General features: G+C 64.8%; 24 protein-coding genes and 2 tRNA genes. All 26 read right to left on the reverse strand.

The features are described from left to right. Window positions 1-45: 45 nt before the first annotated feature. The 26 genes from pnp to tpiA all read right to left on the reverse strand — a co-directional run bounded on the left by pnp (window position 46) and on the right by tpiA (window position 25,870). The gene (gene pnp, locus F813_RS0106365) at window positions 46-2,133 is read right to left on the reverse strand and encodes a polyribonucleotide nucleotidyltransferase (protein ID WP_012982142.1); all 2,088 of its coding nucleotides are present in this window, start codon (window positions 2,131-2,133) and stop codon (window positions 46-48) included. A 125-nt stretch (window positions 2,134-2,258) separates the two neighbouring features. Continuing rightward, window positions 2,259-2,528 (reverse strand): 30S ribosomal protein S15, encoded by a 270-nt coding sequence (gene rpsO / locus F813_RS0106370; protein WP_012982141.1) that lies wholly within the window; start codon window positions 2,526-2,528, stop codon window positions 2,259-2,261. A 111-nt stretch (window positions 2,529-2,639) separates the two neighbouring features. After that, on the reverse strand, window positions 2,640-3,599 hold the full coding sequence (gene truB / locus F813_RS0106375) for a tRNA pseudouridine(55) synthase TruB (protein ID WP_012982140.1): 960 nt from the start codon (window positions 3,597-3,599) through the stop codon (window positions 2,640-2,642). A gap of 18 nt (window positions 3,600-3,617) precedes the next feature. Beyond that, a complete protein-coding gene (gene rbfA, locus F813_RS0106380) occupies window positions 3,618-4,061 on the reverse strand; it encodes a 30S ribosome-binding factor RbfA (protein WP_012982139.1) in 444 nt (147 codons plus the stop codon). Further along, window positions 4,061-6,799: a translation initiation factor IF-2 gene (infB, locus tag F813_RS0106385; protein WP_012982138.1), complete on the reverse strand. Its 2,739-nt coding sequence runs from the start codon at window positions 6,797-6,799 to the stop codon at window positions 4,061-4,063. Before infB ends, rbfA begins: the two co-directional genes overlap by 1 nt. Before the next feature lie 80 nt (window positions 6,800-6,879). Next, window positions 6,880-8,367: a transcription termination factor NusA gene (gene nusA / locus F813_RS0106390; protein WP_012982137.1), complete on the reverse strand. Its 1,488-nt coding sequence runs from the start codon at window positions 8,365-8,367 to the stop codon at window positions 6,880-6,882. Window positions 8,368-8,426: 59 nt separating this feature from the next. Next, window positions 8,427-8,882 carry a ribosome maturation factor RimP gene (gene rimP / locus F813_RS0106395; RefSeq protein ID WP_012982136.1) on the reverse strand — a complete coding sequence of 152 codons (456 nt, stop codon included), beginning with the start codon at window positions 8,880-8,882 and terminating at the stop codon, window positions 8,427-8,429. Between the two features lie 201 nt (window positions 8,883-9,083). Then, window positions 9,084-9,160, reverse strand: a tRNA-Met gene (locus F813_RS0106400). 100 nt (window positions 9,161-9,260) lie between these two features. Beyond that, window positions 9,261-9,605, reverse strand: coding sequence for a DUF2818 family protein (locus F813_RS0106405; RefSeq protein ID WP_012982135.1), 345 nt, complete (start codon window positions 9,603-9,605; stop codon window positions 9,261-9,263). A 3-nt stretch (window positions 9,606-9,608) separates the two neighbouring features. Beyond that, entirely contained in the window at window positions 9,609-11,057 is a 1,449-nt protein-coding gene (nuoN, locus tag F813_RS0106410) for an NADH-quinone oxidoreductase subunit NuoN (RefSeq protein WP_012982134.1), read from the reverse strand. A gap of 13 nt (window positions 11,058-11,070) precedes the next feature. Further along, window positions 11,071-12,585 (reverse strand): NADH-quinone oxidoreductase subunit M, encoded by a 1,515-nt coding sequence (locus tag F813_RS0106415; protein WP_017925957.1) that lies wholly within the window; start codon window positions 12,583-12,585, stop codon window positions 11,071-11,073. Window positions 12,586-12,637: 52 nt separating this feature from the next. Next, window positions 12,638-14,641, reverse strand: coding sequence for an NADH-quinone oxidoreductase subunit L (gene nuoL / locus F813_RS0106420; protein WP_017925958.1), 2,004 nt, complete (start codon window positions 14,639-14,641; stop codon window positions 12,638-12,640). A gap of 6 nt (window positions 14,642-14,647) precedes the next feature. Beyond that, window positions 14,648-14,953: an NADH-quinone oxidoreductase subunit NuoK gene (nuoK, locus tag F813_RS0106425; protein WP_012982131.1), complete on the reverse strand. Its 306-nt coding sequence runs from the start codon at window positions 14,951-14,953 to the stop codon at window positions 14,648-14,650. 103 nt (window positions 14,954-15,056) lie between these two features. Next, window positions 15,057-15,710, reverse strand: coding sequence for an NADH-quinone oxidoreductase subunit J (locus F813_RS0106430; protein WP_017925959.1), 654 nt, complete (start codon window positions 15,708-15,710; stop codon window positions 15,057-15,059). A 15-nt stretch (window positions 15,711-15,725) separates the two neighbouring features. Next, window positions 15,726-16,214 (reverse strand): NADH-quinone oxidoreductase subunit NuoI, encoded by a 489-nt coding sequence (gene nuoI / locus F813_RS0106435; protein WP_012982129.1) that lies wholly within the window; start codon window positions 16,212-16,214, stop codon window positions 15,726-15,728. 10 nt (window positions 16,215-16,224) lie between these two features. Further along, entirely contained in the window at window positions 16,225-17,289 is a 1,065-nt protein-coding gene (nuoH, locus tag F813_RS0106440) for an NADH-quinone oxidoreductase subunit NuoH (RefSeq protein WP_012982128.1), read from the reverse strand. 13 nt (window positions 17,290-17,302) lie between these two features. After that, a complete protein-coding gene (gene nuoG / locus F813_RS0106445) occupies window positions 17,303-19,699 on the reverse strand; it encodes an NADH-quinone oxidoreductase subunit NuoG (protein ID WP_017925960.1) in 2,397 nt (798 codons plus the stop codon). Between the two features lie 32 nt (window positions 19,700-19,731). Next, window positions 19,732-21,012, reverse strand: a complete 1,281-nt coding sequence (gene nuoF, locus F813_RS0106450; protein WP_017925961.1) for an NADH-quinone oxidoreductase subunit NuoF — start codon at window positions 21,010-21,012, stop codon at window positions 19,732-19,734. A gap of 1 nt (window position 21,013) precedes the next feature. Further along, complete coding sequence (gene nuoE, locus F813_RS0106455; protein WP_012982125.1) at window positions 21,014-21,544, reverse strand: NAD(P)H-dependent oxidoreductase subunit E; 531 nt, start codon at window positions 21,542-21,544, stop codon at window positions 21,014-21,016. Continuing rightward, entirely contained in the window at window positions 21,544-22,797 is a 1,254-nt protein-coding gene (locus F813_RS0106460; RefSeq protein ID WP_012982124.1) for an NADH-quinone oxidoreductase subunit D, read from the reverse strand. The genes nuoE and F813_RS0106460 overlap by 1 nt, the downstream gene beginning before the upstream one ends. Beyond that, window positions 22,790-23,509 (reverse strand): NADH-quinone oxidoreductase subunit C, encoded by a 720-nt coding sequence (locus F813_RS0106465; RefSeq protein ID WP_017925962.1) that lies wholly within the window; start codon window positions 23,507-23,509, stop codon window positions 22,790-22,792. Before F813_RS0106465 ends, F813_RS0106460 begins: the two co-directional genes overlap by 8 nt. Window positions 23,510-23,526: 17 nt before the next feature. Further along, complete coding sequence (locus tag F813_RS0106470; protein WP_012982122.1) at window positions 23,527-24,003, reverse strand: NADH-quinone oxidoreductase subunit B family protein; 477 nt, start codon at window positions 24,001-24,003, stop codon at window positions 23,527-23,529. After that, window positions 23,994-24,350, reverse strand: a complete 357-nt coding sequence (locus F813_RS0106475; protein WP_012982121.1) for an NADH-quinone oxidoreductase subunit A — start codon at window positions 24,348-24,350, stop codon at window positions 23,994-23,996. Before F813_RS0106475 ends, F813_RS0106470 begins: the two co-directional genes overlap by 10 nt. A gap of 264 nt (window positions 24,351-24,614) precedes the next feature. Further along, a tRNA-Leu gene (locus F813_RS0106480) sits at window positions 24,615-24,699 on the reverse strand. Window positions 24,700-24,725: 26 nt separating this feature from the next. Next, window positions 24,726-25,106 (reverse strand): preprotein translocase subunit SecG, encoded by a 381-nt coding sequence (gene secG / locus F813_RS0106485; RefSeq protein ID WP_012982120.1) that lies wholly within the window; start codon window positions 25,104-25,106, stop codon window positions 24,726-24,728. Then, entirely contained in the window at window positions 25,103-25,870 is a 768-nt protein-coding gene (tpiA, locus tag F813_RS0106490) for a triose-phosphate isomerase (RefSeq protein ID WP_012982119.1), read from the reverse strand. The genes secG and tpiA overlap by 4 nt, the downstream gene beginning before the upstream one ends. Window positions 25,871-25,979 lie beyond the last annotated feature (109 nt).

Consider the following 25,979-nt stretch of genomic DNA (forward strand, 5'->3'; position numbering starts at 1 on the left):
GATAGCCGGGCACCCGAGGGTGCCCGCTGCGTGACGGAGCCCAGATCAGGCCTCGGACTCGACCGCTTTCATGCTCAGGCGGATGCGCCCCTGCTTGTCTACTTCCAGCACCTTCACGGTGACCGAGTCGCCCTCGGACAGGAAGTCCGCCACGTTCTCCACCCGCTCGTCGGAGATCTGCGAGATGTGCACCAGGCCATCACGACCCGGCAGGATCGAGACGAACGCCCCGAAGTCCATGATCTTCGCGACCTTGCCGGTGTACTGACGGCCGACCTCGATGTCGGCAGTCAGCTCCTCGATACGGCGCTTGGCTTCGAGGCCCGCGGCCTGGTCAGTGGAGGCAACCTTCACCGTGCCATCGTCCTGGATGTCGATCGTCGCGCCGGTCTCCTCGGTCAGGGCACGAATCGTCGCCCCGCCCTTGCCGATCACGTCGCGGATCTTGTCCGGGTTGATCTTCATGGTGATAAAGCGCGGCGCGTGCGAAGACATCTCCTCGCGGTGGCTCGGCAGCACTTCGTTCATGCAGCCAAGGATGTGCATCCGGCCCTCGCGCGCCTGCGCCAGCGCCTGCTCCATGATCTCGCGGGTGATCCCGTCGATCTTGATGTCCATCTGAAGGGCGGTCACGCCGTTGGTCGTGCCGGCCACCTTGAAGTCCATGTCACCGAGGTGATCCTCGTCGCCCAGGATGTCCGACAGCACGGCGAAGCGGTCGCCTTCCTTGATCAGGCCCATCGCGATCCCCGCGACCGGGGCCTTCAGCGGAACGCCCGCATCCATCAGCGCGAGCGAGGTCCCGCAGACGGACGCCATGGAGCTGGACCCATTGGACTCGGTGATCTCGGAGACCACGCGCACCACGTAGGGGAACTCTTCGGCCTTCGGCATCACGGCCGCCACGCCACGCTTGGCCAGGCGCCCGTGCCCGATCTCGCGGCGCTTGGGCGAGCCCACGAAGCCGGTCTCGCCCGTGCAGTAGGGCGGGAAATTGTAATGCAACATGAAACGGTCACGCCGCTCACCCTCGATCGCGTCAATCACCTGGGCATCGCGATCCGTGCCCAACGTGGCCACGACCAGCGCCTGGGTCTCGCCACGGGTAAACACCGCCGAGCCGTGCGTGCGCGGAAGCACGCTGGTCTGGACGCTGATCGGGCGTACGGTCTTGTTGTCGCGCCCGTCGATACGCGGGTTACCATCCAGAATGCGGTCACGTACCAGGCGGTACTCGAGATCGTGGAACGCCGTCTTCACGTCTTCCGCGCTCGGCCCGGACTCGTCTTCGCTGGCGATCGCCTCGACAGCCTGGCTGCGCAGTTCGCTGATGCGCTGGGTACGCGCCTGTTTCTCGGCGATCTGGTAGGCCTCAACGAGGTCGCTGCCCACGGCCTCCTTAACGCGGTCTTCCAGCGACGCCTCGGACGGCGGCGCCTGCCAGTCCCAGGCCGGCTTGCCGGCCTCGGCCGCCAGTTCCTTGATCGCCTGGATCGCGGCCTGCATCTGCTCGTGGCCGAACATCACCGCCCCCAGCATCGCCTCCTCGGAGAGTTCACTGGCCTCCGATTCGACCATCAGCACGGCATGCTCGGTGCCCGCCACGACCAGGTCGAGATCGGAGTCTTCCAGGGCGCTGTAGGTCGGGTTCAGCAGGTACTCGCCGGCCCGATAGCCGACGCGCGCGGCGCCGATCGGGCCCGCGAACGGGACACCGGACAGCGCCAGTGCGGCCGAGGCGCCCAGCAGAGCGGGGATGTCGGGATCGACATCGGGGTTGATCGACATGACCGTGGCCACGATCTGGGTCTCGTTCTTGAAACCCTCGGGGAACAGAGGGCGGATCGGACGATCGATCAGGCGCGAGGTCAGCGTTTCCTTCTCGTTCGGACGCCCTTCGCGCTTGAAGAATCCACCCGGGATCTTGCCGGCGGCGTAAGTCCGTTCCTGATAGTTCACGGTCAGCGGGAAGAAGTCGCGACCGGGCTCGGCCTCCTTGCGCGCGACGGCGGTCACCAGGACCACGGTCTCGGCCATGTTGACGAGGACGGCGCCACTGGCCTGGCGGGCGATGTCACCGGTCTCGAAGGTGACGGTATGGTTTCCGTACTGGAACGACTTCTTGTGTGCCACGTTATATCCCGTTTCCCGTAATGCGTGCATCGGTCTTGCTTGCGATGGGCCGGCCAGCGCCCCTGCGTGGCCGCCCCTGAAACTGAACGGGCCCGCACCAGTGGCGCGGGCCCGTTGTGCCTGCCTTAGCGGCGCAGGCCAAGCTCCTGAACCAGGGCCTGATAGCGGTCCTGGTCATTGCGCTTGAGATAGGTCAGCAGCTTGCGCCGCTGGCTGACCATCTTCAGCAGCCCGCGACGCGAGTGGTGATCCTGCTTGTGCTTTTCGAAATGCCCCATCAGATGCTGGATGCGGGCCGTCAGCAGCGCGACCTGTACTTCCGGCGAACCGGTGTCATTGGCATCGCGCTTGTGCTTCTCGACGATGGCCGATTTTTCTTCGGTAGTGAGCGACATGAAAACCTGACTCCTGAGATTTCTTGACCGTTAATCGACCAGTGGCGCTGGCGATAGGCGCGCAATGTTAGCACGACACAAAGGCATTGAATAGGAAGAATCCCGGCCCCTTCAGGGGGCCGGGACAAACAGCCGGCGTGGCCGCACCCGGCCGTCCGGTTCGCGCGCACCGACCGCCAGAAAACCACCCTCGGCGTCATACACCCGGACCAGCGGCCAGCCGCTTTCGGCCTCGACCGGCGCGCCTTCCGTACCCGGGGTCCGGGATTCGATCGCCTCGGGATCCGCTGGGTGACCATGGCGCATGGCCGCGCTGGCCTGGGCATTGAGGGACACCGAAGGCCAGTGTCCCAGTGCCGTTTCCGGGGCCTGCAGCATGGCCTCGATCGCGGCCGCACCCCCCGCCTCGAACGCGGCTTCCACCTGCTCCATCGTCACCATCGCGGCGGCCTCGAACGGGCCGTGCCCGATGCGCCGCAGGCTGTCGACCGCCGCCCCGCAACCCAGTGCATGCCCGATGTCGACCACCAGGGAACGCACATAGGTGCCCTTGCTGCAGCGCACGTCGATACGCAGCCGCTCGGGCGCGATGGCTTCGATGGACAGGGCATGGATCTGCACGGGCCGCGGGGGGCGCTCGACCTCCACGCCCCGGCGCGCCAACTCATAGAGCCGCTGGCCATCGTGCTTGAGGGCCGAGACCATCGGCGGCACCTGCTCCTGCGCCCCGCTGAACTGCTGTTCCAGCGCCCGCAGCCGCTCCGGCTCGATGGCCGGCACCGGCGCCTCGCGGATGATCGCGCCATCGAGATCGGCGCTGTCGGTCTCGACCCCCAGCTGCGCCTCGGCGACATAGTGCTTGTCAGCGTCCAACAGCCAGCCCGAGACCTTGGTCGCCTGCCCGAAGCACAGTGGCAAAAGGCCGGTCGCCCGTGGGTCCAGCGCCCCGGTGTGGCCGGCCTTCCTGGCCTGCAACAGATACTTCACGCGCCCCAGGACCTGGGTAGAACTCGGCCCGCGGGGCTTATCCAGCAGCAGAATACCGTCGACCTCGCGACGTGCGCGCGCCATCAAGGGAACCGGCCGGGATCAGGCCTCGCGGCCCGGGTCCTTCGGGTCCTCGGACTCGCCCTGATCACCGCTGTCGGACCCATCCGGGTCGGCGTGATGCGCACGATCCTCGGCCAAGGCCTGATCGATCAGGGAGGACATGCGAGCCCCACGCTCCGGGGTGTCGTCGTAGACAAACCGCAGCTGGGGCACGCTGCGCAGCCGCATGCGCTGACCCAGTGCACGGCGCAGAAACCCGGCCGCGTGATTCAGCCCCTGCTGCGCCTCGCGGCCCTTCTCCTCGCCACCCAGTTGGGTAAAAAACACCTTGGCATGGGCGAGATCCCGCGAGACCTCGACATCCGCCAGCGTGATCATTCCCACGCGCGGGTCCTTGACCTCCAGACGGATCAGCTCCGCCAGCTCGCGCTGGATCTGATCCCCGACCCGGTCGGAACGGTGGAAGTCGCGATTCCCGGGCATCAGAGGCTCCGAGCCACCTCGACGCGCTGGAAGACCTCGATCTGGTCACCGGCCTTCACGTCGTTGTAGTTCTTCACCGCGATACCGCACTCGGTACCGGCCTTGACCTCGTTCACATCGTCCTTGAAGCGACGCAGGCTCTCCAGCTCGCCCTCGTAGATCACCACGTTGTCGCGCAGCACGCGGATCGGGTTGCCCCGCTTGACCGCACCCTCGACCACGAGACAGCCGGCGACCTGGCCAAAGCCGGAGGCCTTGAACACGTCACGCACCTCGGCCAGGCCCACGACCTCTTCGCGGATCTCGGCCGACAGCAGGCCCGACAGCGCTTGCTTCACATCGTCGATCGCCTCGTAGATCACCGAGTAGTAGCGCACGTCGATCTCGTTCTCGGCGGCCAGGCGCTTGGCACCCGCATCGGCACGCACATTGAACGCGATCACGATCGCCTCGGAGGCCATCGCCAGATTGAGGTCGGACTCGGAGATCCCGCCGACACCGGCGGAGACCACCTTCACGCGGACCTCGTCGGTGGACAGCTTGATCAGCGACTCGCGCAGGGCCTCGGCCGACCCTTGCACATCCGCCTTGATCAGGATGTTTACGGTCGCAATCTCGCCTTCCTGCATCTGGTTGAAGATGTTCTCCAGCTTGGCGGCCTGTTGCGCGGCCAGCTTGCGCTCGCGCTGCTTGGCGTCGCGGTGCTCGGCGACCTCGCGGGCGGTCTTGTCGTCCGCAACCACCAGCACCTCGTCCCCGGCCTCCGGTACACCGGACAGACCCAGGACCTCGACCGGCATGGACGGGCCGATCTCCTTCACCGACTTGCCGGTGTCGTCGAACATCGCTCGTACGCGACCGTATTCCTTGCCCGAGAGCAGGATGTCGCCATGCTTGAGTCGGCCGGACTGGACCAGGATGGTCGCCACCGGGCCCCGCCCCTTGTCCAGGCGCGACTCGATCACCACGCCACGGGCCGGGCCCTCGTCCGGGGCCTTCAGTTCCATCACCTCGGCCTGCAGACCCAGGGCCTCCAGCAACTGGTCGATGCCCTCGCCCGTATGCGCAGAGACATTGATGAACTGCGTATCTCCGCCCCAGGCCTCGGGGATCACCTCGTGCTGGGCGAGATCGTTCATCACGCGCTCGGGTTCGGCCTCCGGTTTGTCGATCTTGTTAACCGCGACCACCATCGGGACGCCTGCCGCTTTCGCGTGCTGGATTGCCTCCAGCGTCTGCGGCATCACGCCGTCATCCGCTGCCACTACGAGGATCACGATGTCGGTGGACTGGGCACCACGGGCACGCATCGCGGTAAACGCAGCATGCCCCGGGGTATCCAGGAAGGTCACGCCGTCGTGGCCGTTGTCGACGTGGTAGGCACCGATGTGCTGAGTAATACCCCCGGCCTCGCCGGATGCGACCTTCTCCTTGCGGATGTAGTCCAGCAGCGAGGTCTTGCCGTGGTCGACATGACCCATCACGGTGACGACCGGCGGGCGCGGCTTGGCCTCGGCCGTCTGCTCCAGACCGGTGTCGATCTCGTCCTCGACCGAGGTCTCCTTCGCGGCGACCGGCGTATGCCCCATCTCCTCGACCACCAGCATCGCGGTGTCCTGGTCGATCGACTGGTTGATGGTCGCCATCACGCCCATACCCATCAGGGCCTTGATCAGCTGTGGCGCCTTGATCGCCATCGCCTGAGCCAGTTCGGAGACCGTGATCGTCTCCGGCACCTCGACCTCGCGGACAACCGGCGCGGTCGGCTTGGCAAAACCATGTTTGCTGGCAACGGCCTGCGCGGCGGCGGACTGCGCCTTGCGGCCCTCGCCCTTCTTGCGCCGACCACGACGATCCCCAGCGACATGCAGCTCTTTGCGGTCGTCCTTGCGCGTCTTGCGGCCTTTGCCCGCGCCGGCCGCGGTCTTGCCCGCTTCGGCCTCGGCGGCGGCCTGACGCTGGGCCGCCTCGCGCTCGAGGCGTGCCTGTTCTTCTTTCTCGCGCTTGGCCTCCTGGGCCTCCAGTTCCTTCTGGCGGCGTTTCTGGCGCTCGCCGCGCTCGACCTCTTCCTGCTTGCGCGCCTCCAGCGCCTTGCGCTGGGCATCGCGTTCGGCCTCGACCTGCAAGGCCAACTGTTCGGTCCGGCTCAGCGGGCGCTTCGGCTTGGCCGGGGTCGGCTCGGGCTCGGCTTCGGGCTCAGCCTCGGGTTCCGGTGCTTCGGCCTCTTCGCTGGCCTCCGCCTCAACCGGTTCTTCCGCAGCAGCCTCGACTTCCGGGGCGGCGGGTTCCTCAACCTCGGGTTCCTCCGGCTTGGGCTCCTCGGCCACCGGCTCGGCCGGGGCTTCCTTCGGAGTCGGGGCCGGTTCGGCGCTCGGCTCGGGGGTCGGCGCGGCTTCGCCCTCGAGCGGGGCTTCGGGCGGGGCCTCGACGGCTTCCTCGGCTGGCTTGCGCTTGATGGTGCGCTTCTTGCGCACCTCTACATTCACCGTCTTGGAGCGTCCGGGACCCGAGCTCACCTTCAGGGTCTGAGCCTGGGCACGGCGCTTGAGCGTCACCCGGCCGCCCTCACTCTCCCCGTGCGACTGCCGGAGGTGATCGAGCAGCTTGCGCTTCTCGGCATCGGTGATGGCCGCTTCCGGGCCATCCACCTCGACGCCCGCCTCCTTGAGCTGCTCCATGAGGCGGTCTACCGGCTTCCCAACCGATTCCGCGAATTGCTGCACTGTCATTTGCGCCATGGCGCCTTACCTCCATTCCATATTCTTTTCAGGCCAGCCGACGGCCTGTCACACGGGCTTCGCGATTCTTCGTCCGGGGGTTATTCCCCGGTTTCAAACCACGGGGCGCGCGCCGTCATAATCAGCTCGGACGCCTCTTCCGTGCTCAATCCGGTCATTTCGACCACGTCGTCGGCTGCCTGCTCCGCGAGGTCTTCCATGGTGCAGACACCATGCGAGGCCAGCTTGTTGGCCACGCCCTGGGTCATACCGTCCATGCTCAGCAGATCCTCGGCAGGCTGGTAGTTTTCGCCGCCCGCGATCGCGCGGGTCAGCAGGGCGTCGCTGGCACGGTTGCGCAGCTCGGCCACGATGTCCTCGTCGAACTCCTCGATCGCCAGCAGTTCGGCCTCGTCGACATAGGCCACCTCGTCCAGCGTGCTGAACCCTTCCTGCACCAGGATGCCGGCCACTTCCTCGTCCACATCCAGCGCCTCCATGAAGAAGGTCACCAGCTGCTGAGCCTCGGCCTCGCTCTTCTCGGCTGCCTGTTCCTCGGTCATCACGTTCAGCTCCCAGCCGGTCAGCTGGGAGGCCAGGCGGATATTCTGCCCGCCGCGGCCGATGGCCAGGGAGAGTTTGTCTTCTTCGACCGCGATGTCCATCGACTGCTTGTCCTCGTCGACCACGATCGACAGGACCTCGGCCGGGGACATCGCGTTGATCACGAACTGGGCCGGATTCTCGTCCCAGACGATGATGTCGATGCGCTCGCCCGCCAACTCGTTGGACACCGACTGCACACGCGAACCGCGCATGCCGACGCAGGCACCGACCGGGTCCAGGCGCGGGTCGTTGGAGCGCACCGCGATCTTCGCGCGCTGGCCCGGGTCACGCGCCGCGCCCATGATGTCGATGATCTCCTGCCCGACCTCCGGCACCTCGAGCTTGAACAGCTCGATCAGGAACTCCGGCGCGCTACGGCTCAGGATCAACTGTGGCCCGCGCGCGTCGGGACGGATCTCCTTGAGATAGCCGCGCAGGCGGTCATTGGTACGCACGGTCTCGCGCGGGATCATGTGTTCGCGCGGGATCAGGGCCTCGGCGTTGTTGCCAAGATCGACGTAGGTGCCGTTGCGGTCGGTGCGCTTGACGATACCCATCACCAGCGTTCCCACGCGGTCCTGGTATTCCTCGACCACCTTGGCGCGCTCGGCCTCGCGCACCTTCTGCACGATCACCTGCTTCGCGGTCTGCGCGGCGATACGGCCGAAATCCACGGCCTCCACCGGCTCCTCGATCACGTCACCGACCTGCGCATCGGGGTTTTTCTGCTGCGCGTAGGAGAGCAGGATCTGGTACTCCGGGGACTCGAACTCGGGGTCCTCGTCATCGACCACGGTCCAGCGACGGAAGGCCTCGTAGTCACCTTCCTCACGGTCGATGCTCACGCGCACGTCCATCTTGCCGCCATGGTACTTGCGGGTCGCCATGGCCAATGCCGATTCCAGGGCATCGAAAATAATGTCTTTGTCGACACCCTTCTCGTTCGCCACGGCATCCGCGACCAGCAGGATCTCCTTGTTCATCTCTTGTCTCTCCGCACCTCGGCGGTTACCCGCCGATTCAACAAAAACCGCGCGCCGGCCTACAGCTGTTCCAGGACCCGCGCATTGTGGATAGCGTTCAACGGCAGCTCGTAGCCCGTGCCGTCGACCTCGACTTCGATCATCTCCTCGTCCACGCCAATCAGCGTGCCGCGGTAGTTCCGCCGCCCGTGTTCCGGCCAGCTCAGGCGTACCTTCACCGGGTGGCCGATATAGCCCCGGTACTGATCGGGCGTGAACAGCGGCCGCTCGATACCCGGACTGGAGACCTCCAGGGTGTAATTGCCGCGCAGGGCCTGTTCAACCTCGAGCACCGCACCGGCCTGTTCGCTCACCAGCGCGCAGTCATCCACCGTCACCCCTTCCGGACTGTCGATGTAGATGCGCAGCATCACAGGCTTGGAACCGGGGTGGTACTCCAGCCCCCAGAACACAAACCCCTGCCCCTCGACCACCGGGGCCAGCAGTGTCTTCAATTGTTCGGGCTTTTCCGCCACGTGACTCCACTCGGAACGATTGACGAACCGGCCCTTTCCGGGGTCCGGAAACAAAAAAAGGGCGATAAACGCCCCTCGAACACCTCAGCGATGACCGCAGCCAGTCGTACTGACTGCTTGGCGCGCGGGAGCGCAGCCCGGCAAGACCGTCACAACGGATCTGCCTAACAAAAAGGCCCCATATGGGGCCTCTCTGAAAATTGGTAGCGGGGGCAGGATTTGAACCTGCGACCTTCGGGTTATGAGCCCGACGAGCTGCCAGACTGCTCCACCCCGCATCCGAGACGCGAAACTATAGCAAAGAGGGTTGGGACCTGCAAGGAAAAGCGCGAGATTTTTCCCGACCCGGAGGCCCCTCGCGCAGCCGCGCCGATTCCCTTACCGCGAGCGGTGTGCACGAGTCCGCAGGTGCTGCCGGAGATCATAGCGCCAGATGTACCCGGGCAGCGCGAAGACCGCGAACAGCGACAGGGTGATCACATAGAACTCCCATCCCTGCGTATGGATGCCGCCGGTGGCCTGAAACTCCAGGCCCTTTCCGATCAGGCCTACCAGCAGATAAAGCCCGGCCCATTCGAAGATACGGGTCCAGGGACCCTTCACGCCACTGGCCGGCGGCACCATCAGGCCGATGCGCTCGGTGAGCCAGGGCAGGTTCGCCGAGATAAAGGCGACAACGACAAAACCCCAGACCAGAACTTCAAACGGAATCCACTGTGTCACGACTTAGCCCATGATTGCGTAGTGGGTGACAGACAACAGCAGGCCCGGAAAAATTCCAAGAAGCAGCACTGCCAGCCCGTTAATGCTGAGCGCGGCGGCAAGCGCGCCAGAAGGCTGAATCGGCTCCTTTGCGTCTTCCTGCGGGTCATCGAAGAACATCATCTTGACCACGCGCAGGTAGTAGAAGGCGCCAATGATCGAGAAGATCACGGCAACAATCGCCAGCCAGACCAGATCCGCACCCACCGCGGCCTGGATCACCGCGAGCTTCGCGTAGAAGCCGACCGTCGGCGGAACACCTGCCATCGAAAACAGCAGCAGCAGCATGATGAACGCGAACCACGGGTTGCGCTTGGCCAGGCCCTTGAAGTCATCGATCTGGTCCGCCTCATAACCCTTGCGCGACAGGAACACGATCATGCCGAAGCCACCGGCCGCGGTGATCGCGTAGACGATCACGTAGAACATCGCCGAGGCGTAGCCGCTGTCGGTCCCGGCCAGGATGCCCATGAACACGAAGCCGACATGGGCGATGGTCGAGTAGGCCAGCATGCGCTTGATGCTGGTCTGTGCGATCGCGATCACGTTGCCCACCGCGAGCGACAGCACGGCCAGGATCACGAACATGCCCTGCCAGTCGGCATGCATCGGGCCCATGCCCTCCACCAGCAGGCGCATCAGGAAGGCAAACGCGGCGATCTTCGGCGCAGTGGCGATGAACAGGGTGACCGCCGTCGGCGCGCCGTCGTAGACGTCTGGCACCCACATGTGGAACGGCACCGCCCCCAGCTTGAATGCGATCGCCACCACCAGGAACACCAGACCGAAGACCAGCGGGATGTTCAGACTCTCGTCGGCTGCAGTCAGCTCGGCGGCAATCACCGCGATATCCAGCGAGCCGGTCATGCCGTAGATCATCGACATGCCATAGAGCAGAAGACCGGAGGCCAGCGCGCCCAGCACGAAGTACTTCATCGCCGCCTCGGTAGCACGGGTGTTGTCGCGCCAGAATGCGACCAGCGCATAGGACGACAGCGAAAGCAGCTCCAGGCCCAGGTACAGGGTCAGCAGGTTGTGCCCGGAGATCATGATCATCATGCCGAGCACGGCGAACAGGCCCAGGATGTAGAACTCGCCCTTGTGGATGCCACGCTCCATCAGATACGGGCGGGCGTACAGGAACACCAGGAAACTGGTCACGTAGACCGCGACCTTCAGGATGTCCGCCATGGGGTCCTTCACGAAGCTGTCCGAGAAGGTCAGGACCGTCTCCGGGCCCATCATCCACAGCGTCAGCCCGGCCGCCGCGACCAGGGTCGCCTGCACCAGGCCGTAGGTGATGTCGCGCCGCGAATCCGGCAGGAACGCGTCGATCACCAGGATCAGGCACGCCATCCCGAGCACGAACATCTCGGGCACGGCGGGGAGGAAGTTGGGGATCTCGAAAGTCATGTCAGGCGTCCGTTCAGAGCTTCGACTGCGCGATATGCGCCACGAGGTGGTCGATGGTCGCGTTCATCACATCCAGCAGCGGGGCCGGCCACACGCCCAGGAGCAGCGTGAAGAAGGCCAGCACGCCCATCAGGAAGAACTCGCGGCGGTTCATGTCGGAAAGTCCGGCCACGTTGTCGTTGGCCACCGCACCGAAGATCACGCGCTTGACCAGCCACAGGGTGTAGCCGGCGGCCAGGATCAGCGTGGTCGCGGCCAGGAAGGCAATCCAGAAGTCCGCCTTGAACGCCGCCAGGATGACCATGAACTCGCCGACGAAGCCGGAGGTGCCCGGCAGGCCAGTGTTCGCCATCGCGAACAGCACAAAGAACGCGGCAAACCAGGGCATGGTGTTCACCACACCACCGTAGTCCGAGATCTGCCGGCTGTGCAGACGGTCGTACAGCACGCCGACCGCGAGGAACATCGCCGCCGAGATAAAGCCGTGCGAGATCATCTGCACCATGCCGCCGGCGATACCCAGCGAGGCACCTTCCCAGTCACCGGTATTGCGGTAGATGTAGAACGCGAGGAAGAAGCCCAGGGTCACAAAACCCATGTGCGCGATCGACGAATAGGCGATCAGCTTCTTCATGTCGCTCTGGATCAGCGCCACCAGGCCGATGTACACGATCGCGATTAGCGACAGCACGATCATCAGCGTATCCAGCACCGCCGAGGCATCCGGGGTAATCGGCAGCGAGAAGCGCAGGAAGCCGTAGCCCCCGATCTTGAGCATGATCGCGGCCAGGATCACCGAGCCGCCCGTAGGCGCCTCCACGTGCGCATCCGGCAGCCAGGTATGCACCGGGAACATCGGGATCTTCACGGCGAACGCCATGAAGAAGGCGAGGAAGATCAATATCTGCGCGGTCATGCCGATCTGCAGGGCATGGAAGTCCTGGATCAGGAAGCTGCCGGATTGGATGTACATCCAGATCAGCGCGACCAGCATGAACACCGAGCCCAGGAAGGTATAGAGGAAAAACTTGATGGTCGCGTAGACGCGCCGCGGCCCGCCCCAGATCCCGATCACCAGGAACATCGGGATCAGCATCGCCTCGAAGAACACGTAGAACAGCACCGCGTCCATCGCCGCGAACATGCCGATCATCAGGCCTTCCATCACCAGCATGGCCGACATGTAGTAGGCGATCCGATCCTTCACCGACTCCCAGGCGGCAATGATCACGATTACGGTGATCAGTGTGGTCAGCAGGATCAGCGGCATGGAGATCCCGTCCACGCCCAGGTGGTAATTCACGTTGAACGCCGGGATCCACGAGGCCATTTCCTGGAACTGCATCTCCGCGGTGCCACGTTCGAACGCGAACCACAGCGGCAGACTGGCCACAAAGGTCGCCACGGCCACCGCGAGCCCGAGCCGCCGCGCCACATGGGGCGCGTCGCGCCCGGCGGCCAGCACCAGGAAGCCGCCGAGAATCGGCAGCCAGATCAACAGACTCAAGATAGGCCAGTCAGCAAACATGGTCGTTCCTTGAAACAGCGATGGGCTTCGAGCGCATGGGTGTCGAAGCCGCTCAGATCACGAAGGCGAACATCAGGACCAGCAGGCCGATGATCATCACGAACGCGTAGTGGTAGAGGAAGCCGGACTGCATATGGCGGACACGCGACGAGATCCAGCCGACCGAGCGCGCGGTGCCATTGACCAGCAGCCCGTCGATGATCAACGCATCACCGTAGCGCCACAGCGCACGGCCCAGACGGACAGTCCCGCCCGCGAAGAACCAGTCGTTGAAGCGGTCGAAGCCATACTTGTCCTCGAGGATGCGCACGCCCAGCTTCAGGCGTTCTGCGATCACCGCAGGCAGTTCCGGGCGCTTCATGTACAGGTACCAGGCCGTCGCCAGGCCGGCCATCGCCAGCCAGAACGCCGGCAGCATCAGGCCGTGCAGCACGAAGCCGATCACCCCGGTGTAGGTCTCGCCCTTGGTCGCCAGCACGTCCTGCTCCGGCAGCACAAACAGGCTGTCGGCGAAGAAGTCCCCAAACAGCATCGGGCCAATGAAGTAGCCGGCCACCACCGACGGGATCGCCAGCAGGATCAAGGGCACCGTCACCACCCACGGTGATTCCTTGGGCTGCAGCGGGCCGTGGTCGTGATGGTGATCGTCGTCGTGGTCGTCACCGTGATCCGGCATGTACTTGTGCGCCTGGTCGTAGCGTTCCTCGCCGTGGAAGACGAGGAAGAACATGCGGAACGTGTACAGGGCGGTCACGAATACGCCCGCCAGCACCAGCCAGTAGGCAAACGTCGCCCCCGGGATCTCGGAGTAGCCGACCGCCTCGATGATCGCGTCCTTGGAGAAAAACCCGGAGAAGAACGGGAAACCGATCAGCGCCAGCGAGCCGATCAGCGCGGTCGCATAGGTGATCGGCATGTGCCGGCGCAAGCCACCCATCGCGCGCATATCCTGCAAATGGTGCATCGCGATGATCACCGAGCCCGCGGCCAGGAACAGCAGCGCCTTGAAGAAGGCGTGCGTCATCAGGTGGAACAGGCCGGCGGCGTAGGCCGAGGCGCCCAGGGCCACGGTCATGTAGCCCAGCTGCGACAGCGTGGAGTACGCCACCACTCGCTTGATGTCGTTCTGCACCAGGCCGATCAGGCCCATGAAGAACGCGGTGATCGCCCCGATGATCAGGATGAACGACAGCGCCGGGACCGAGAACTCGTACAGCGGCGACATGCGCGCCACCATGAAGATACCCGCGGTCACCATGGTCGCCGCGTGGATCAGTGCGGAGATCGGGGTCGGGCCCTCCATCGAATCCGGCAGCCAGACGTGCAACGGAACCTGGGCGGATTTGCCCATCGCGCCGATGAACAGGAAGATCAGCGCCAGATCCAGCAGGCCGAAGGTCCAGCCTGGCCAGATGGTAATCGTCGCCTCGCTCATCGACTGGCCTTCGGCGAACACATCGGCGTAGTTCAGGCTGCCGGTGTAGAACACCAAGGCAGCAATCCCGATCAGGAACCCGAAGTCCCCCACCCGGTTGACGATGAACGCCTTCATGTTCGCGTAGATCGCGGTCGGGCGCTTGTACCAGAAGCCGATCAGCAAGTAGGAGACGAGACCCACGGCCTCCCAGCCAAAGAACAACTGCATGAAGTTGTTCGCCATCACCAGCATCAGCATCGAGAAGGTGAACAGCGAGATGTAGGCGAAGAAACGCTGGTAGCCGGGGTCGTCCTGCATGTAGCCAATGGTGTAGATGTGCACCATCAGCGAGACGAAGGTGACGACCAGCATCATCATCGCGGTCAGGTTGTCGACCAGGAACCCGACTTCGAACTGGATGCCGTCCGAAACCATCCAGGTGTAGACCGTCTCGTTGTAGACCCCGGCGTCACCGAAGACGTGGGCCCAGAAGACCACCACGGACAGGATAAACGAGATCGCCACCCCGAGGATGGTGACGCTGTGCGCCCCGGTGCGGCCGATCTGGCGCCCGAACAGGCCGGCGATGATCGCGCCGAACAGCGGCGCCAGGACGATAAGTAGATAGATCGTATCCATGGCCCGTTATCCCTTCATTGCGTCCAGGTCCTGGACATTGATGGTTCCGCGGTTACGGAACAGCAACACCAGGATGGCGAGGCCGATGGCCGCCTCGGCCGCGGCGACGGTCAGGATGAAGAACACGAACACCTGGCCCGCGAGGTCCTGCAGGAAGAACGAAAAGGCTATGAAGTTGATGTTCACCGCGAGCAGCATCAGCTCGATGCACATCAACAGCACGATCACGTTTTTCCGGTTCAGGAAGATCCCGGCCACACTGATCGAAAACAACAGCGCGGCCAGCACCAGGTAGTGCTCTAGCGTAATCATGTTCTAGCCCTGAGTTCTTTCGGGGGCGGCGCCCGCCCCCGGTGTCCGGGTCCCGACCTCTGGCCGGAATGCCTAGTTACTCGGATTGCCTATTTCCGGATTGCTATTTCGATGGGTCGTCCTGCTGCCCATCCGCATCGCCGCCCTCGGCGCCACGACGCGGTGACTTCTTCTTCTCGGAGGCCATGGAGACCATGCGTACCCGGCCTTCGCGCGACACCGCCATCTGCTGGCCCGGGTCGATCGACTTGTTATCCGGACGCTTGCGCATGGTCAGCGAGATTGCCGCGATGATCGCCACCAGCAAGATCACCGCCGCGATCTCGAACGGGTAGACATATTCGGTGTAGAGGATCGCGCCCAGGGCCTCGGTGTTGGCGTATTCCGGCCCCGCACGCTCCGGCACATCCATCGTGATGTAGCGGGTAATCACGGCCACCAGCACGGTGGCCATCGCGACCGCGACCACAATCCCCACCGGCAGGTATTCGGTGAACCCCTCGCGCAGCTTGGCCAGATTGATGTCGAGCATCATCACCACGAACAGGAACAGCACCATCACCGCCCCCACGTAGACGAGCACCAGCACGATGCCGAGGAACTCGGCCTCGGCCAGCAACCAGATCGCGGCCGCCGCGACAAAGCACAGCACCAGGAACAGGGCCGCGTGCACCGGGTTGCGCACACTGATCATCGCCAGGGCACCGCCCAGCAGGATCGCGCCGAAGAGATAGAAAAGGATCAACTCGAAGGTCATGGGGCGTTCCCTGCGTTACCGGTACGGGGCGTCGATCGCGCGGGCCTCGGCGATCTCTTTCTCGAAGCGGTCACCAATGGCCAGGAGCTTGTCCTTGGTCATGATCTGCTCGCCCCGGTTTTCGAAGTGGTACTCGAAGATGTGCGTCTCGACGATGGAATCCACCGGGCAGGCCTCTTCGCAGAACCCGCAGAAGATGCACTTGAACAGGTCGATGTCGTAGCGCGTGGTGCGGCGCGTACCGTCCGCGCGCTCCTCGGAATCGATCGTGATCGCCAGCGCCGGGCAGACCGCCTCGCACAGCTTGCAGGCGATGCAGCGCTCCTCGCCGTTCGGGTAGCGACGCAGCGCATGCAGGCCACGGAAGCGCGGCGACATCGGGGTCTTCTCGTCCGGATACTGCACGGTGAACTTTCGGCTCAGCAGGTAGCGCCCCGTCAGGCGCAGCCCCAGCAGCAGCTCAAAGAACAGAAAACTCTTCAGATAACGGCGCAACGCTTTCATCACGAACTCCTCAGGCGAACCACGGGCCGACGTTGAACGCGACCAGCACGCCCTCGACAAACAGCCAGAGGATGGTCACCGGGATCAGCACCTTCCAGCCCAGACGCATGATTTGGTCATAGCGATAGCGCGGGAAGGTGGCGCGGAACCACAAGAAGGCGAACAGGAACACCGCCGTCTTGAACAGGAACCAGTGGATGCCGTGGTCCAGCAACGCACCGATGACCGGCAGGTCAAAGGCCGCCTGCGGCAGGATGCCCTGGAACGGCGACAACCAGCCGCCAAGGAACAGGATCGCGGTCAGGGCCGAGATCAGGATCATGTTCGCGTACTCGGCCAGGAAGAACACGGCGAACGCCATGCCCGAGTACTCGACGTGGAAACCCGCGACGATCTCGGACTCGCCCTCGGCCACGTCGAACGGCGCGCGGTTGGTCTCGGCAATCCCGGAGATGAAATACACAAAGAACAGCGGCAACAGCGGCAGCAGGAACCAGTGGTACATGCTGCCCGACTGCGCCTCGATGATCCCGCCCACGTTCAGCGTGCCCGCGGCCATCAGCACGCCTACCAGGGCGAAGCCCATCGCGATTTCGTAGGAGACCAGCTGCGCGGCCGACCGCAACGAGCCCAACAGCGCGTACTTCGAGTTCGAGGCCCAGCCGGCGATGATGATCCCGTACACACCCAGCGAGGTGAGCGCCAGCAGGTACAGCAGACCGGCGTTCACATCAGCCAGCGCGCCGCCCTCGAAGAACGGGATCACCGCCCAGGCGGCCAGCGCCGGGGCAATGGTCAGCACCGGGGCACTCAGGAACAGGAAGCGGTTGGCATTGGTCGGGAGGATGACCTCCTTGGTCAGCAGCTTCAGCGCATCCGCGATCGGCTGCAGCCAGCCGCGCGGCCCGACCCGGTTCGGCCCGACGCGCACATGTGCATAGCCGATCACCTTGCGCTCGGCGAAGGTCGTGTAGGCGACGGCCAGCATCAGCGGGATCACGATCAGCTGAATGCCGATCAGGATCTGCATCACCGTCGGCAGGCTGCTGTAGAAGTTCATCATCCAGTCGAACATGTCTTACGTTCCCTCAGGCACGCGCGAGCGTGACCGTGGCGTTCGGGGCGCCCAACCGGCCCATGGCCGTCGAGCCCGCAAAGGTCACCGCCAGGCCCACCGGCACGGCGTCGTCCAGGATCAGGGTCAGCTCGGTCTCGGCGCCGGCCTGGCGCAGCTTCACGCGCGACCCGGTATCAAGTCCGCCCGCGGACTCGGGATGCACGATGACGCACTCGGCCAGCTGGCCCTCGGGGCTGCTCTGGAGTGGCTCGGCGCGGCGCACGAGGGCATCCGTGCTATAGAGCCCGGCCGCTTGCACACGATACAGGTCGCCCTGCGCCGGCTCCGGAATGGAAATCTGCGCCTTGTTCATATTGACCGCGGTATCGAAATTGGCATCCGCCAGCAGGCCCTTCAGCTCGTCACGCACCGCGCGCGAGTCGAGATAGTCCATGCCGCGCTGTTCCAGCAGGTTGCCCAGCACGCGCCAGACCTTCCAGCCGGGACGCACGTCTTCCGGTGCGCGGGCAGCGGCACGGTAACTCTGCCAGCGACCCTCGGCGTTCACGAAGGTCCCGGAATTCTCGAAGCTGGTGGCAACTGGGAGCAGTACATCGGCCACGGCTTCCAGATCGGCATTGGCATAGGCGCTCAGCGCCACTACGAAGCCAGCCTTCTCCAGCGCGACCCGCAGCGCAACCGGATCGGCCCCGTCACGCCCAGGCTCGATGCCGGCGACCACGAAGGCGTCCCGGCCCTCGGCCAGCATCTCGGCGGCGTTCCGGCCGGCGGCCTCGACCTCGGCCCCGGCCGGGCCGCGGTGCGGCAGCACGCCGGCGAGCCAGGCACCCGCGGCACTGGCACCGGCCGGCAGGTACCCGAGACGGGCACCGGTGTGCTTGGCGATCCAGCCGGCCAGGGCCCGCAGGGTCGCAAAGGCCGGCCCATGGATCGCGACCTGGCCCAGCAGGACGTGGCCCTGCTCGGCACCCAGCAGCGACTTGGCAATGTGTTCGAACGCCGCGCGTGCATCGGCGTCATCGGCCTCGGCGGCCTTGACGATTTTTTCCAGCTTCTTGGGCAGCGACTTGCCGGCAGCGGCCAGTTGCCCGGCCACGCCCGCCAGGGCCATCACCTGATCGCGCTCGTGGCCGACCAGCTGGGCCTGCACGGGATAAGTCAGGTCCAGCAGCATGTCGTTGATCAGGCTGACCCGCGCGCCGCGCGAGGCCGCCTTGCGCAGACGGTGGGCGAGCAGCGGCTGTTCGCGGCGCGGATTGCAGCCCACGAGCAGCACGGCATCGGCTGTATCGAGATCGCCGATGGCCGCGCCCAGGTACGGGAACAGCGGCGCGGCCGCCTCGTCGGAGAAGTCCACCTGATCGAGCCGGTGATCGATGTCGGTGACGCCCATGCCGCGCAGGACCTTCTGCGCCAGGTAGTGCTCTTCCACCGACAGCGACGGCGACAGCAGCGCGCCGATCCGCTCGGGGGCGGTCTCCTTCAGCCCCTCGACCGCATAGCTCAGCGCCGTCTCCCAGGAGACATCCTGCCACCGACCATCCACCTTCATGCGCGGGCGGGTCAGGCGGTCCTCGGCGTACAGGCCGGTGTAGCTGAAGCGGTCGCGGTCGGAGATCCAGGTCTCGTTGACTGCCTCGTTGTCACGCGGCACCACGCGCATCGCGCGCCCATCGTGGGTATGCAGGTGGAGGTTGGAACCGACCGCGTCGTGCGGGGCGATGGTCGCGGCCTGCGACAGCTCCCAGGCGCGCGCGGTGTAGCGCGACGGCTTGGCGGTCAGTGCGCCCACCGGGCACAGGTCGATCACGTTGCCCGACAGCTCGTGGGCCACAGTCTTCTCGACATAGGTGCCGATGCGCATATGCTCGCCGCGCCCGGTCGCGCCCAGTTCACGCACGCCGGCGATCTCCTCGCCGAAGCGCACGCAGCGGGTGCAGTGGATACAGCGGGTCATCTCGGTCTCGATCAGCGGACCGATATCCTTGTCCTTCACCACGCGCTTGGCTTCGGTGTACTTGGAGACACTGTCGCCGTAGCCCATGGCCACGTCCTGCAGCTCGCACTCGCCACCCTGGTCACAGATCGGGCAGTCCAGCGGGTGGTTGATCAGCAGGAACTCCATGGTCCCCTTCTGCGCGCGCAGCGCCAGCGGAGACTGGGTGTAGACCTTCATCCCGTCCATGACCGGGGTCGCGCAGGCGGGCAGCGGCTTGGGCGCCTTCTCGACCTCGACCAGGCACATACGGCAGTTCGCCGCCACCGACAGCTTCTTGTGGTAGCAAAACCGCGGAATGCGGATATCGGCATCGTCCGCCACGTCGATCAACATCGCGCCCTTGGGCGCCTCGATCGTGCGGCCGTCAATCTCGATGCTGACCAGATCCTGCTTCTGATCCTGACTCATGCTCGATTCCTGCTGCGGATGCGCGGGGGGCGTCAGGCGGCGTCTGCCACCGGGCTCCGACCGTGCTGGATGTAGTATTCGAATTCGTGGCGGAAGTGCTTGATGAAGCTGCGCACCGGCATCGCGGCGGCATCACCCAGGGCGCAGATGGTGTGCCCCTCGATCTTGCTGGCCACGTCGTCCAGGCGTTCCAGGTCCTCGGGACGGCCTTGCCCTTCCACGATGCGGGTCAGCATGCGGTAGAGCCAGCCGGTCCCCTCGCGGCAGGGCGTGCACTGCCCGCAGGACTCGGAGAAGTAGAACCGCGAGATGCGCTGCAGAGCCTTGACCATGTCGGCGGTCTCGTCCATCACGATCACCGCACCGGAGCCCAGCATGGACCCGGCCTGGGCGATGGAGTCGAAGTCCATGTTGGCCTTCAGCATCACGTCGCCCGGGACCACCGGCACCGACGACCCGCCGGGGATCACGGCCTTCAGCTGGCGCCCGTTCAGCACGCCGCCGGCCATCTCGAGCAGATCCTTGAACGGCGTGCCCAGCGGGATCTCGAAGTTGCCCGGCTTGTTCACGTGCCCGGAGACAGAGAACAGCTTCTCGCCACCGGACTTGGGCACCCCCAGATCGGCGAACCACTGCCCGCCGTTGCGGATGATGACCGGGATCGAGGCCAGCGATTCGGTGTTATTGATCGTGGTCGGCTTGCCGTACAGACCGTAGTTGGCCGGAAACGGCGGCTTGAAGCGCGGCTGGCCTTTCTTGCCCTCCAGGGACTCCAGCAGCGCCGTCTCCTCGCCGCAGATGTAGGCCCCGGCACCCAGCGACGGGTAGAGATCGAAATCGACCCCGGACCCGAAGATGTCCTTGCCGAGATAACCGGCGTCGTAGGCCTCTTTCAGGGCCGCCGTAAAGCGCGTGTTCACCTCGTCCATGAACTCGCCGCGCATGTAGTTGTAGCCCACCGTCGCGCCGATCGCGTAGCCGGCGATCGCCATGCCCTCGATCAGGGCATGCGGGTTGTACATCAGGATCTCGCGGTCCTTGCAGGTGCCCGGCTCGGATTCGTCCGAGTTGCACACGATGTACTTCTGCCCGGGGGTGTTGCGCGGCATGAACGACCACTTGAGCCCGGTGGGGAATCCCGCCCCGCCGCGACCGCGCAGGTTGGAGGTCTTGACCTCCTCGATCACGTCCTCGGGGGCCATCTTGCCCTTGTAGACCTTCTCCAGCGCCTGGTAGCCGCCAACGCTCTTGTAGGTCTCGAGCGAGGCGGGATCGTCCAGGTAGCGGGTCGCAAAGCAGATCTGGTTGGCCATGCTACTTCTCCAGACCGTCGAGAATCTCGTCCACCTTCTCGGGGGTGAGATTCTCGTAGTAGACGTGATCCACCTGCATCATCGGGGCACCACAGCAGGCTGCCAGGCACTCCTCTTCCATCTTCAGGTAGAACTTGCCGTCCGGCGTGCTCTCGCCAAGCTTGATGCCGAGCCGGTTCTCCAGGTGCTCGATGATCTGTTCCGAGCCGCGCAGCATGCAGGAGATGTTGTTGCACACCATGATGGTGTGCTTGCCGACCGGCTCCAGCTCGTACATCGAATAGAACGAGCCCACCTCGTAGACCGCGATCGCCGGCAGGCCGAGGTATTCGGCCACCGCGTCCATCTTGGCGGTGGAGAGATAGCCGTCCTCGTGCTGCACTGCACGCAGGGCGCCGAGCACCGCGGAGCGCTTCTGGTCTTCGGGATAGCGCGCCAGCCAGGCGTCGATCTCTTCGCGCTCGTGGTCGCTGAGTTCCACCTTCTTGCCGGCGGGCTTGTGGAAGGCGACGGTTTTCTGTTCGGCAGCCATCAGCGGTCGATCTCCCCGAATACGATGTCCTGGGTCCCGATGATGGCGACCACATCGGCCAGCATGTGGCCGCGCGCCATCTCGTCCAGCGCGGACAGGTGCACAAAGCCCGGTGGACGGACCTTCAGGCGATAGGGCTTGTTGGAACCATCCGAGACCAGATACACCCCGAACTCGCCCTTCGGATGCTCCACCGCGGCATAGGCCTCGCCTTCCGGCAGGCACATGCCCTCGGTGAACAGCTTGAAGTGGTGGATCAGGGCCTCCATGTCGGCCTTCATCTCCTCGCGCTTGGGCGGGGTGATCTTGTGATCCTCCAGCAGCACCGGGCCCGGGTTCTGGCGCAGCCAGTCCACACACTGGCGAATAATGCGGTTGGACTGGCGCATTTCCTCGATGCGTACCAGGTAGCGGTCGTAACAGTCGCCGTTGACGCCCACGGGGATATCGAAATCAAGCCGGTCATAGACCTCGTAGGGCTGCTTCTTGCGCAGGTCCCACTCGATGCCGGAGCCGCGCAGCATCGGGCCGGTAAAGCCCAGCTGCATGGCGCGTTCGGGATCGACCACGCCGATGCCCACGGTGCGCTGTTTCCAGATACGGTTGTCGGTCAGCAGGGTCTCGTACTCGTCGACGCAGCCCGGGAAGCGTTCGGTAAAGGCCTCGATGAAGTCCAGCAGCGAGCCCTGACGAATCCTGTTCAGGTCATCCACGACGTCCTGCGACTTCCACGAAGACGGCTGGTACTGCGGCATCGTGCCCGGCAGGTCGCGCGCAACACCGCCCGGACGGTAGTAGGTGGCGTGCATGCGCGCCCCCGAGACCGCCTCGTAGCAGTCCATCAGGTCTTCGCGCTCGCGGAAGGCATACAGGAACACCGCCATCGCACCGATATCCAGCGCGTGTGCGCCCAGCCACATCAGGTGATTCAGGATGCGGGTGATCTCGTCGAACATCACCCGGATGTACTGCGCGCGCAGCGGGGCCTCGATCTGGAGCAGCTTTTCCATCGCGAGCACATAGCCGTGCTCGTTGGCCATCATCGACACGTAGTCGAGGCGGTCCATGTAGCCGATCGACTGGTTGTACGGCTTGCTCTCGGCGAGCTTCTCGGTGCCGCGGTGCAGCAGACCGATATGCGGGTCGGCGCGCTGCACCACCTCGCCGTCCATCTCCAGCACCAGCCGCAGCACGCCATGGGCGGACGGATGCTGCGGTCCGAAGTTCAGGGTGAAGTTGCGAATCTCAGGCATTCTCGGCTCCTTCGCCCGGCTTCTCGCCCTCGCTGTAGCGATGGTCGTCGCGGATCACCTTGGGCACCAGCACGCGCGGCTCGATGGTCACCGGCTGGTACACCACGCGCGCCTGCTCGGCGTCGTAGCGCATCTCGACATGGCCGATCAGCGGGAAGTCCTTGCGGAACGGGTGGCCGACAAAGCCGTAGTCGGTGAGGATGCGGCGCAGGTCCGGATGTCCGGAGAACAGGATCCCGAACAGGTCGAAGGCCTCGCGCTCGAACCAGTTGGCCGAGGCCCAGACCTCCACCAGCGACTCGACCTCGGGGAATTCGTCATCCGCCAGCCAGGCGCGCATACGCAGGCGGCGATTGTGCTGGATCGACAGCAGCTGCACAGCCACGGTAAAGCGCGGCCCGTCCCAGAGGCTGTCTTCCGGGGCGTCATCGAAGGTGAATCGCCCGGAGGTGGCCGGCTCGACCCCGCGGGAGAAACCCGTGTTCGTCGCGGACTCTGTGCCCCACTCGTCCTGGCCGTATTCGAGATAGTCCACCCCACACAGGTCGATCAGCATCTCGAAGCTGAACGCATCACGCAGTTTCTCGGCGGCCTCGCGCCAGGCTTGCGGCCGGATATCGACGGTGACCTCGTCATAGGCCTCCGTGACCGTCTCCAGGGCGTCGCCCAGTTCCGCCCGCAGGGCGTCGATCCAGTTGTCTTGTTCAGCCATCTGAAACCCCGGGTGCGTTAGCGCGCGATGGTGTTCGTGCGCCGGATCTTGTTCTGCAGCTGGATGATGCCGTAGAGCAGGGCCTCGGCCGTGGGCGGACAGCCCGGCACGTAGACATCCACCGGCACGATGCGGTCACACCCGCGCACCACGGCATAGGAGTAGTGGTAGTAGCCGCCGCCGTTGGCGCAGGAGCCCATGGAGATCACCCAGCGCGGCTCGGGCATCTGGTCGTACACCTTGCGCAGCGCCGGCGCCATCTTGTTGACCAGCGTGCCGGCCACGATCATCACGTCGGACTGACGCGGACTCGGCCGGAAGATGATCCCGAAGCGGTCGAGGTCATAGCGCGCGGCACCGGCGTGCATCATCTCCACCGCGCAGCAGGCCAGACCGAAGGTCATCGGCCACAACGAGCCCGTACGGGCCCAGTTGATGAGCTTGTCAGCCGAGGTGGTGACGAAGCCCTTTTCAAGAACGCCTTCTATTCCCATTCCAGCGCCCCCTTCTTCCACTCGTAAATGAACCCAACCACCAGAATGAGCAAAAACACGGCCATCGCAAGAAGCCCGAACAGGCCAATGGCATCCAGCGATACCGCCCACGGGAAGAGAAATGCGATCTCGAGATCGAAGATGATGAAGAGGATCGCAACCAGGTAGAAGCGCACATCGAACTTCAGCCGCGAGTCCTCAAAGGCCTCAAAGCCACACTCGTAGGGCGAGTTCTTCGCGGCGTCGGGCTTGCGCGGCCCGACGGCCATCCCGACCACCAGCGGCACGATGCCAATCACGATCCCCACTGCGATGAACAGCAGGATGGGTAGATAACCTTCCAGCATGTCTCTCTCCCGTACACCGCCCTCGGGCGGGTCGGTTCGCAGGGTGCCGCGTGGATCCGGCGCGTCCGCGAGCCGTTCTAGCGTTGCTGGTTGAATGCACCGGTTGGTGGCCACCTCGATGGACGAGGCCGGGGCGCATACCGGGCACGGAGTCTAGGTGAACCGTGAAAACGGTGTCAAGTCTTTGTGATTTTATAAGTTACTGATTTTATTTTGTTTTGACTCCAAGCGCCGATTCTCGAACGTCGCCAGGGGCCTTTGAAATGGTGCAGATGGTGGGACTCGAACCCACACGGCTTTCGCCACTACCCCCTCAAGATAGCGTGTCTACCAATTCCACCACATCTGCCTGTCTAGGAGGCCGCGGTCGCCGGCCTATTCGGGTACGTCGGCCGGGCGATCCGAGGCCGGGGCGTCCGATTCGTCGTCCCGGGGTACTGTACCGGGAATGCCTTCCGGAATATCGCCCTCCTCGCGCATCTCTTCCGCCTCGAGCTGATCCATCAGGCTTTCGGCCTGGGGTGTCGAGGAGGCGAGATAGGCCAGCGTCAGGCTGTTCACGAAGAACACCACAGCCAGAAACGCGGTCGAGCGGCTCAGAAAGTTGGCTGAGCCGCGCGCACCGAACACGGTCGCGGACGCACCACTGCCAAAGGCCGCACCCGCGTCGGCACCCTTGCCATGCTGCATCAGCACGAGGGCGATCAGGGCGATCGAGACCGCGACCTGAACGACCAGGAGCAACCCGTAGATCATGCCGCGACCCGCTCGGCCGCCGCACGGGCGATCGCGGCAAAGGCATCGGCGTCCAGCGAGGCGCCACCGATCAGCCCGCCGTCGATGTCTTCCAGCGCCAGCAGGCCCGCGGCGTTGTCCGCCTTCATGCTGCCGCCGTAGAGGACGCGCAGATCCGCAGCGATGCGCGGATCACGACCCGCCACCCGGTTGCGGATAAAGGCATGCACTTCCTGCGCCTGCTCGGGCGTGGCGGTCAGACCGGTGCCGATCGCCCAGACGGGCTCGTAGGCAATCACGGCGCGATCGAAGGCCTCGACGCCGGCGGCATCCAGTACCGCATCCAGCTGCTCGGCCACCACGGATTCGGTGCGTCCGCCTTCGCGGTCACTCTTCTGCTCGCCGACACACAGGATCGGCGTCAGCCCGGCGGCCTGGGCGGCGATGAACTTGGCTGCCACCCACTCGCTGGACTCGTTCTGGCGCTCGCGGCGCTCGGAGTGGCCAACGATCACGTAACGACAGCCCGCCTCGGCCAGCATGGAACCGGCCAATTCACCGGTATAGGCGCCCTTTTCCTGATCCGAGCAGTCCTGCGCACCGACCTCGATCACGCTGCCCGACAGGGTCTCGGCGATCTCGGACAGGTAGACGGCGGGCGGACACACCGCAACGTCGACATCCTGCAGGTCGCCCAGACTGTCCTTCAGGGCCGACAGGAGGGCGCGGTTCGCCTCGCGCGAACCGTTCATCTTCCAGTTACCGGCGACCAGCGGCTTGCGCATGCGGATCTTCCTCCTGCGAGAACGGTCGGACCCGCGCGGATACACGGAGTCCGATCATGATGATTGGAGCGGCGGGATGTTACCGGCGCACCCGGTGCAAATCAACCGA

The sequence above is a fragment of the Thioalkalivibrio sp. HL-Eb18 genome, from assembly GCF_000364985.1.
Lineage (GTDB): Bacteria > Pseudomonadota > Gammaproteobacteria > Ectothiorhodospirales > Ectothiorhodospiraceae > Thioalkalivibrio.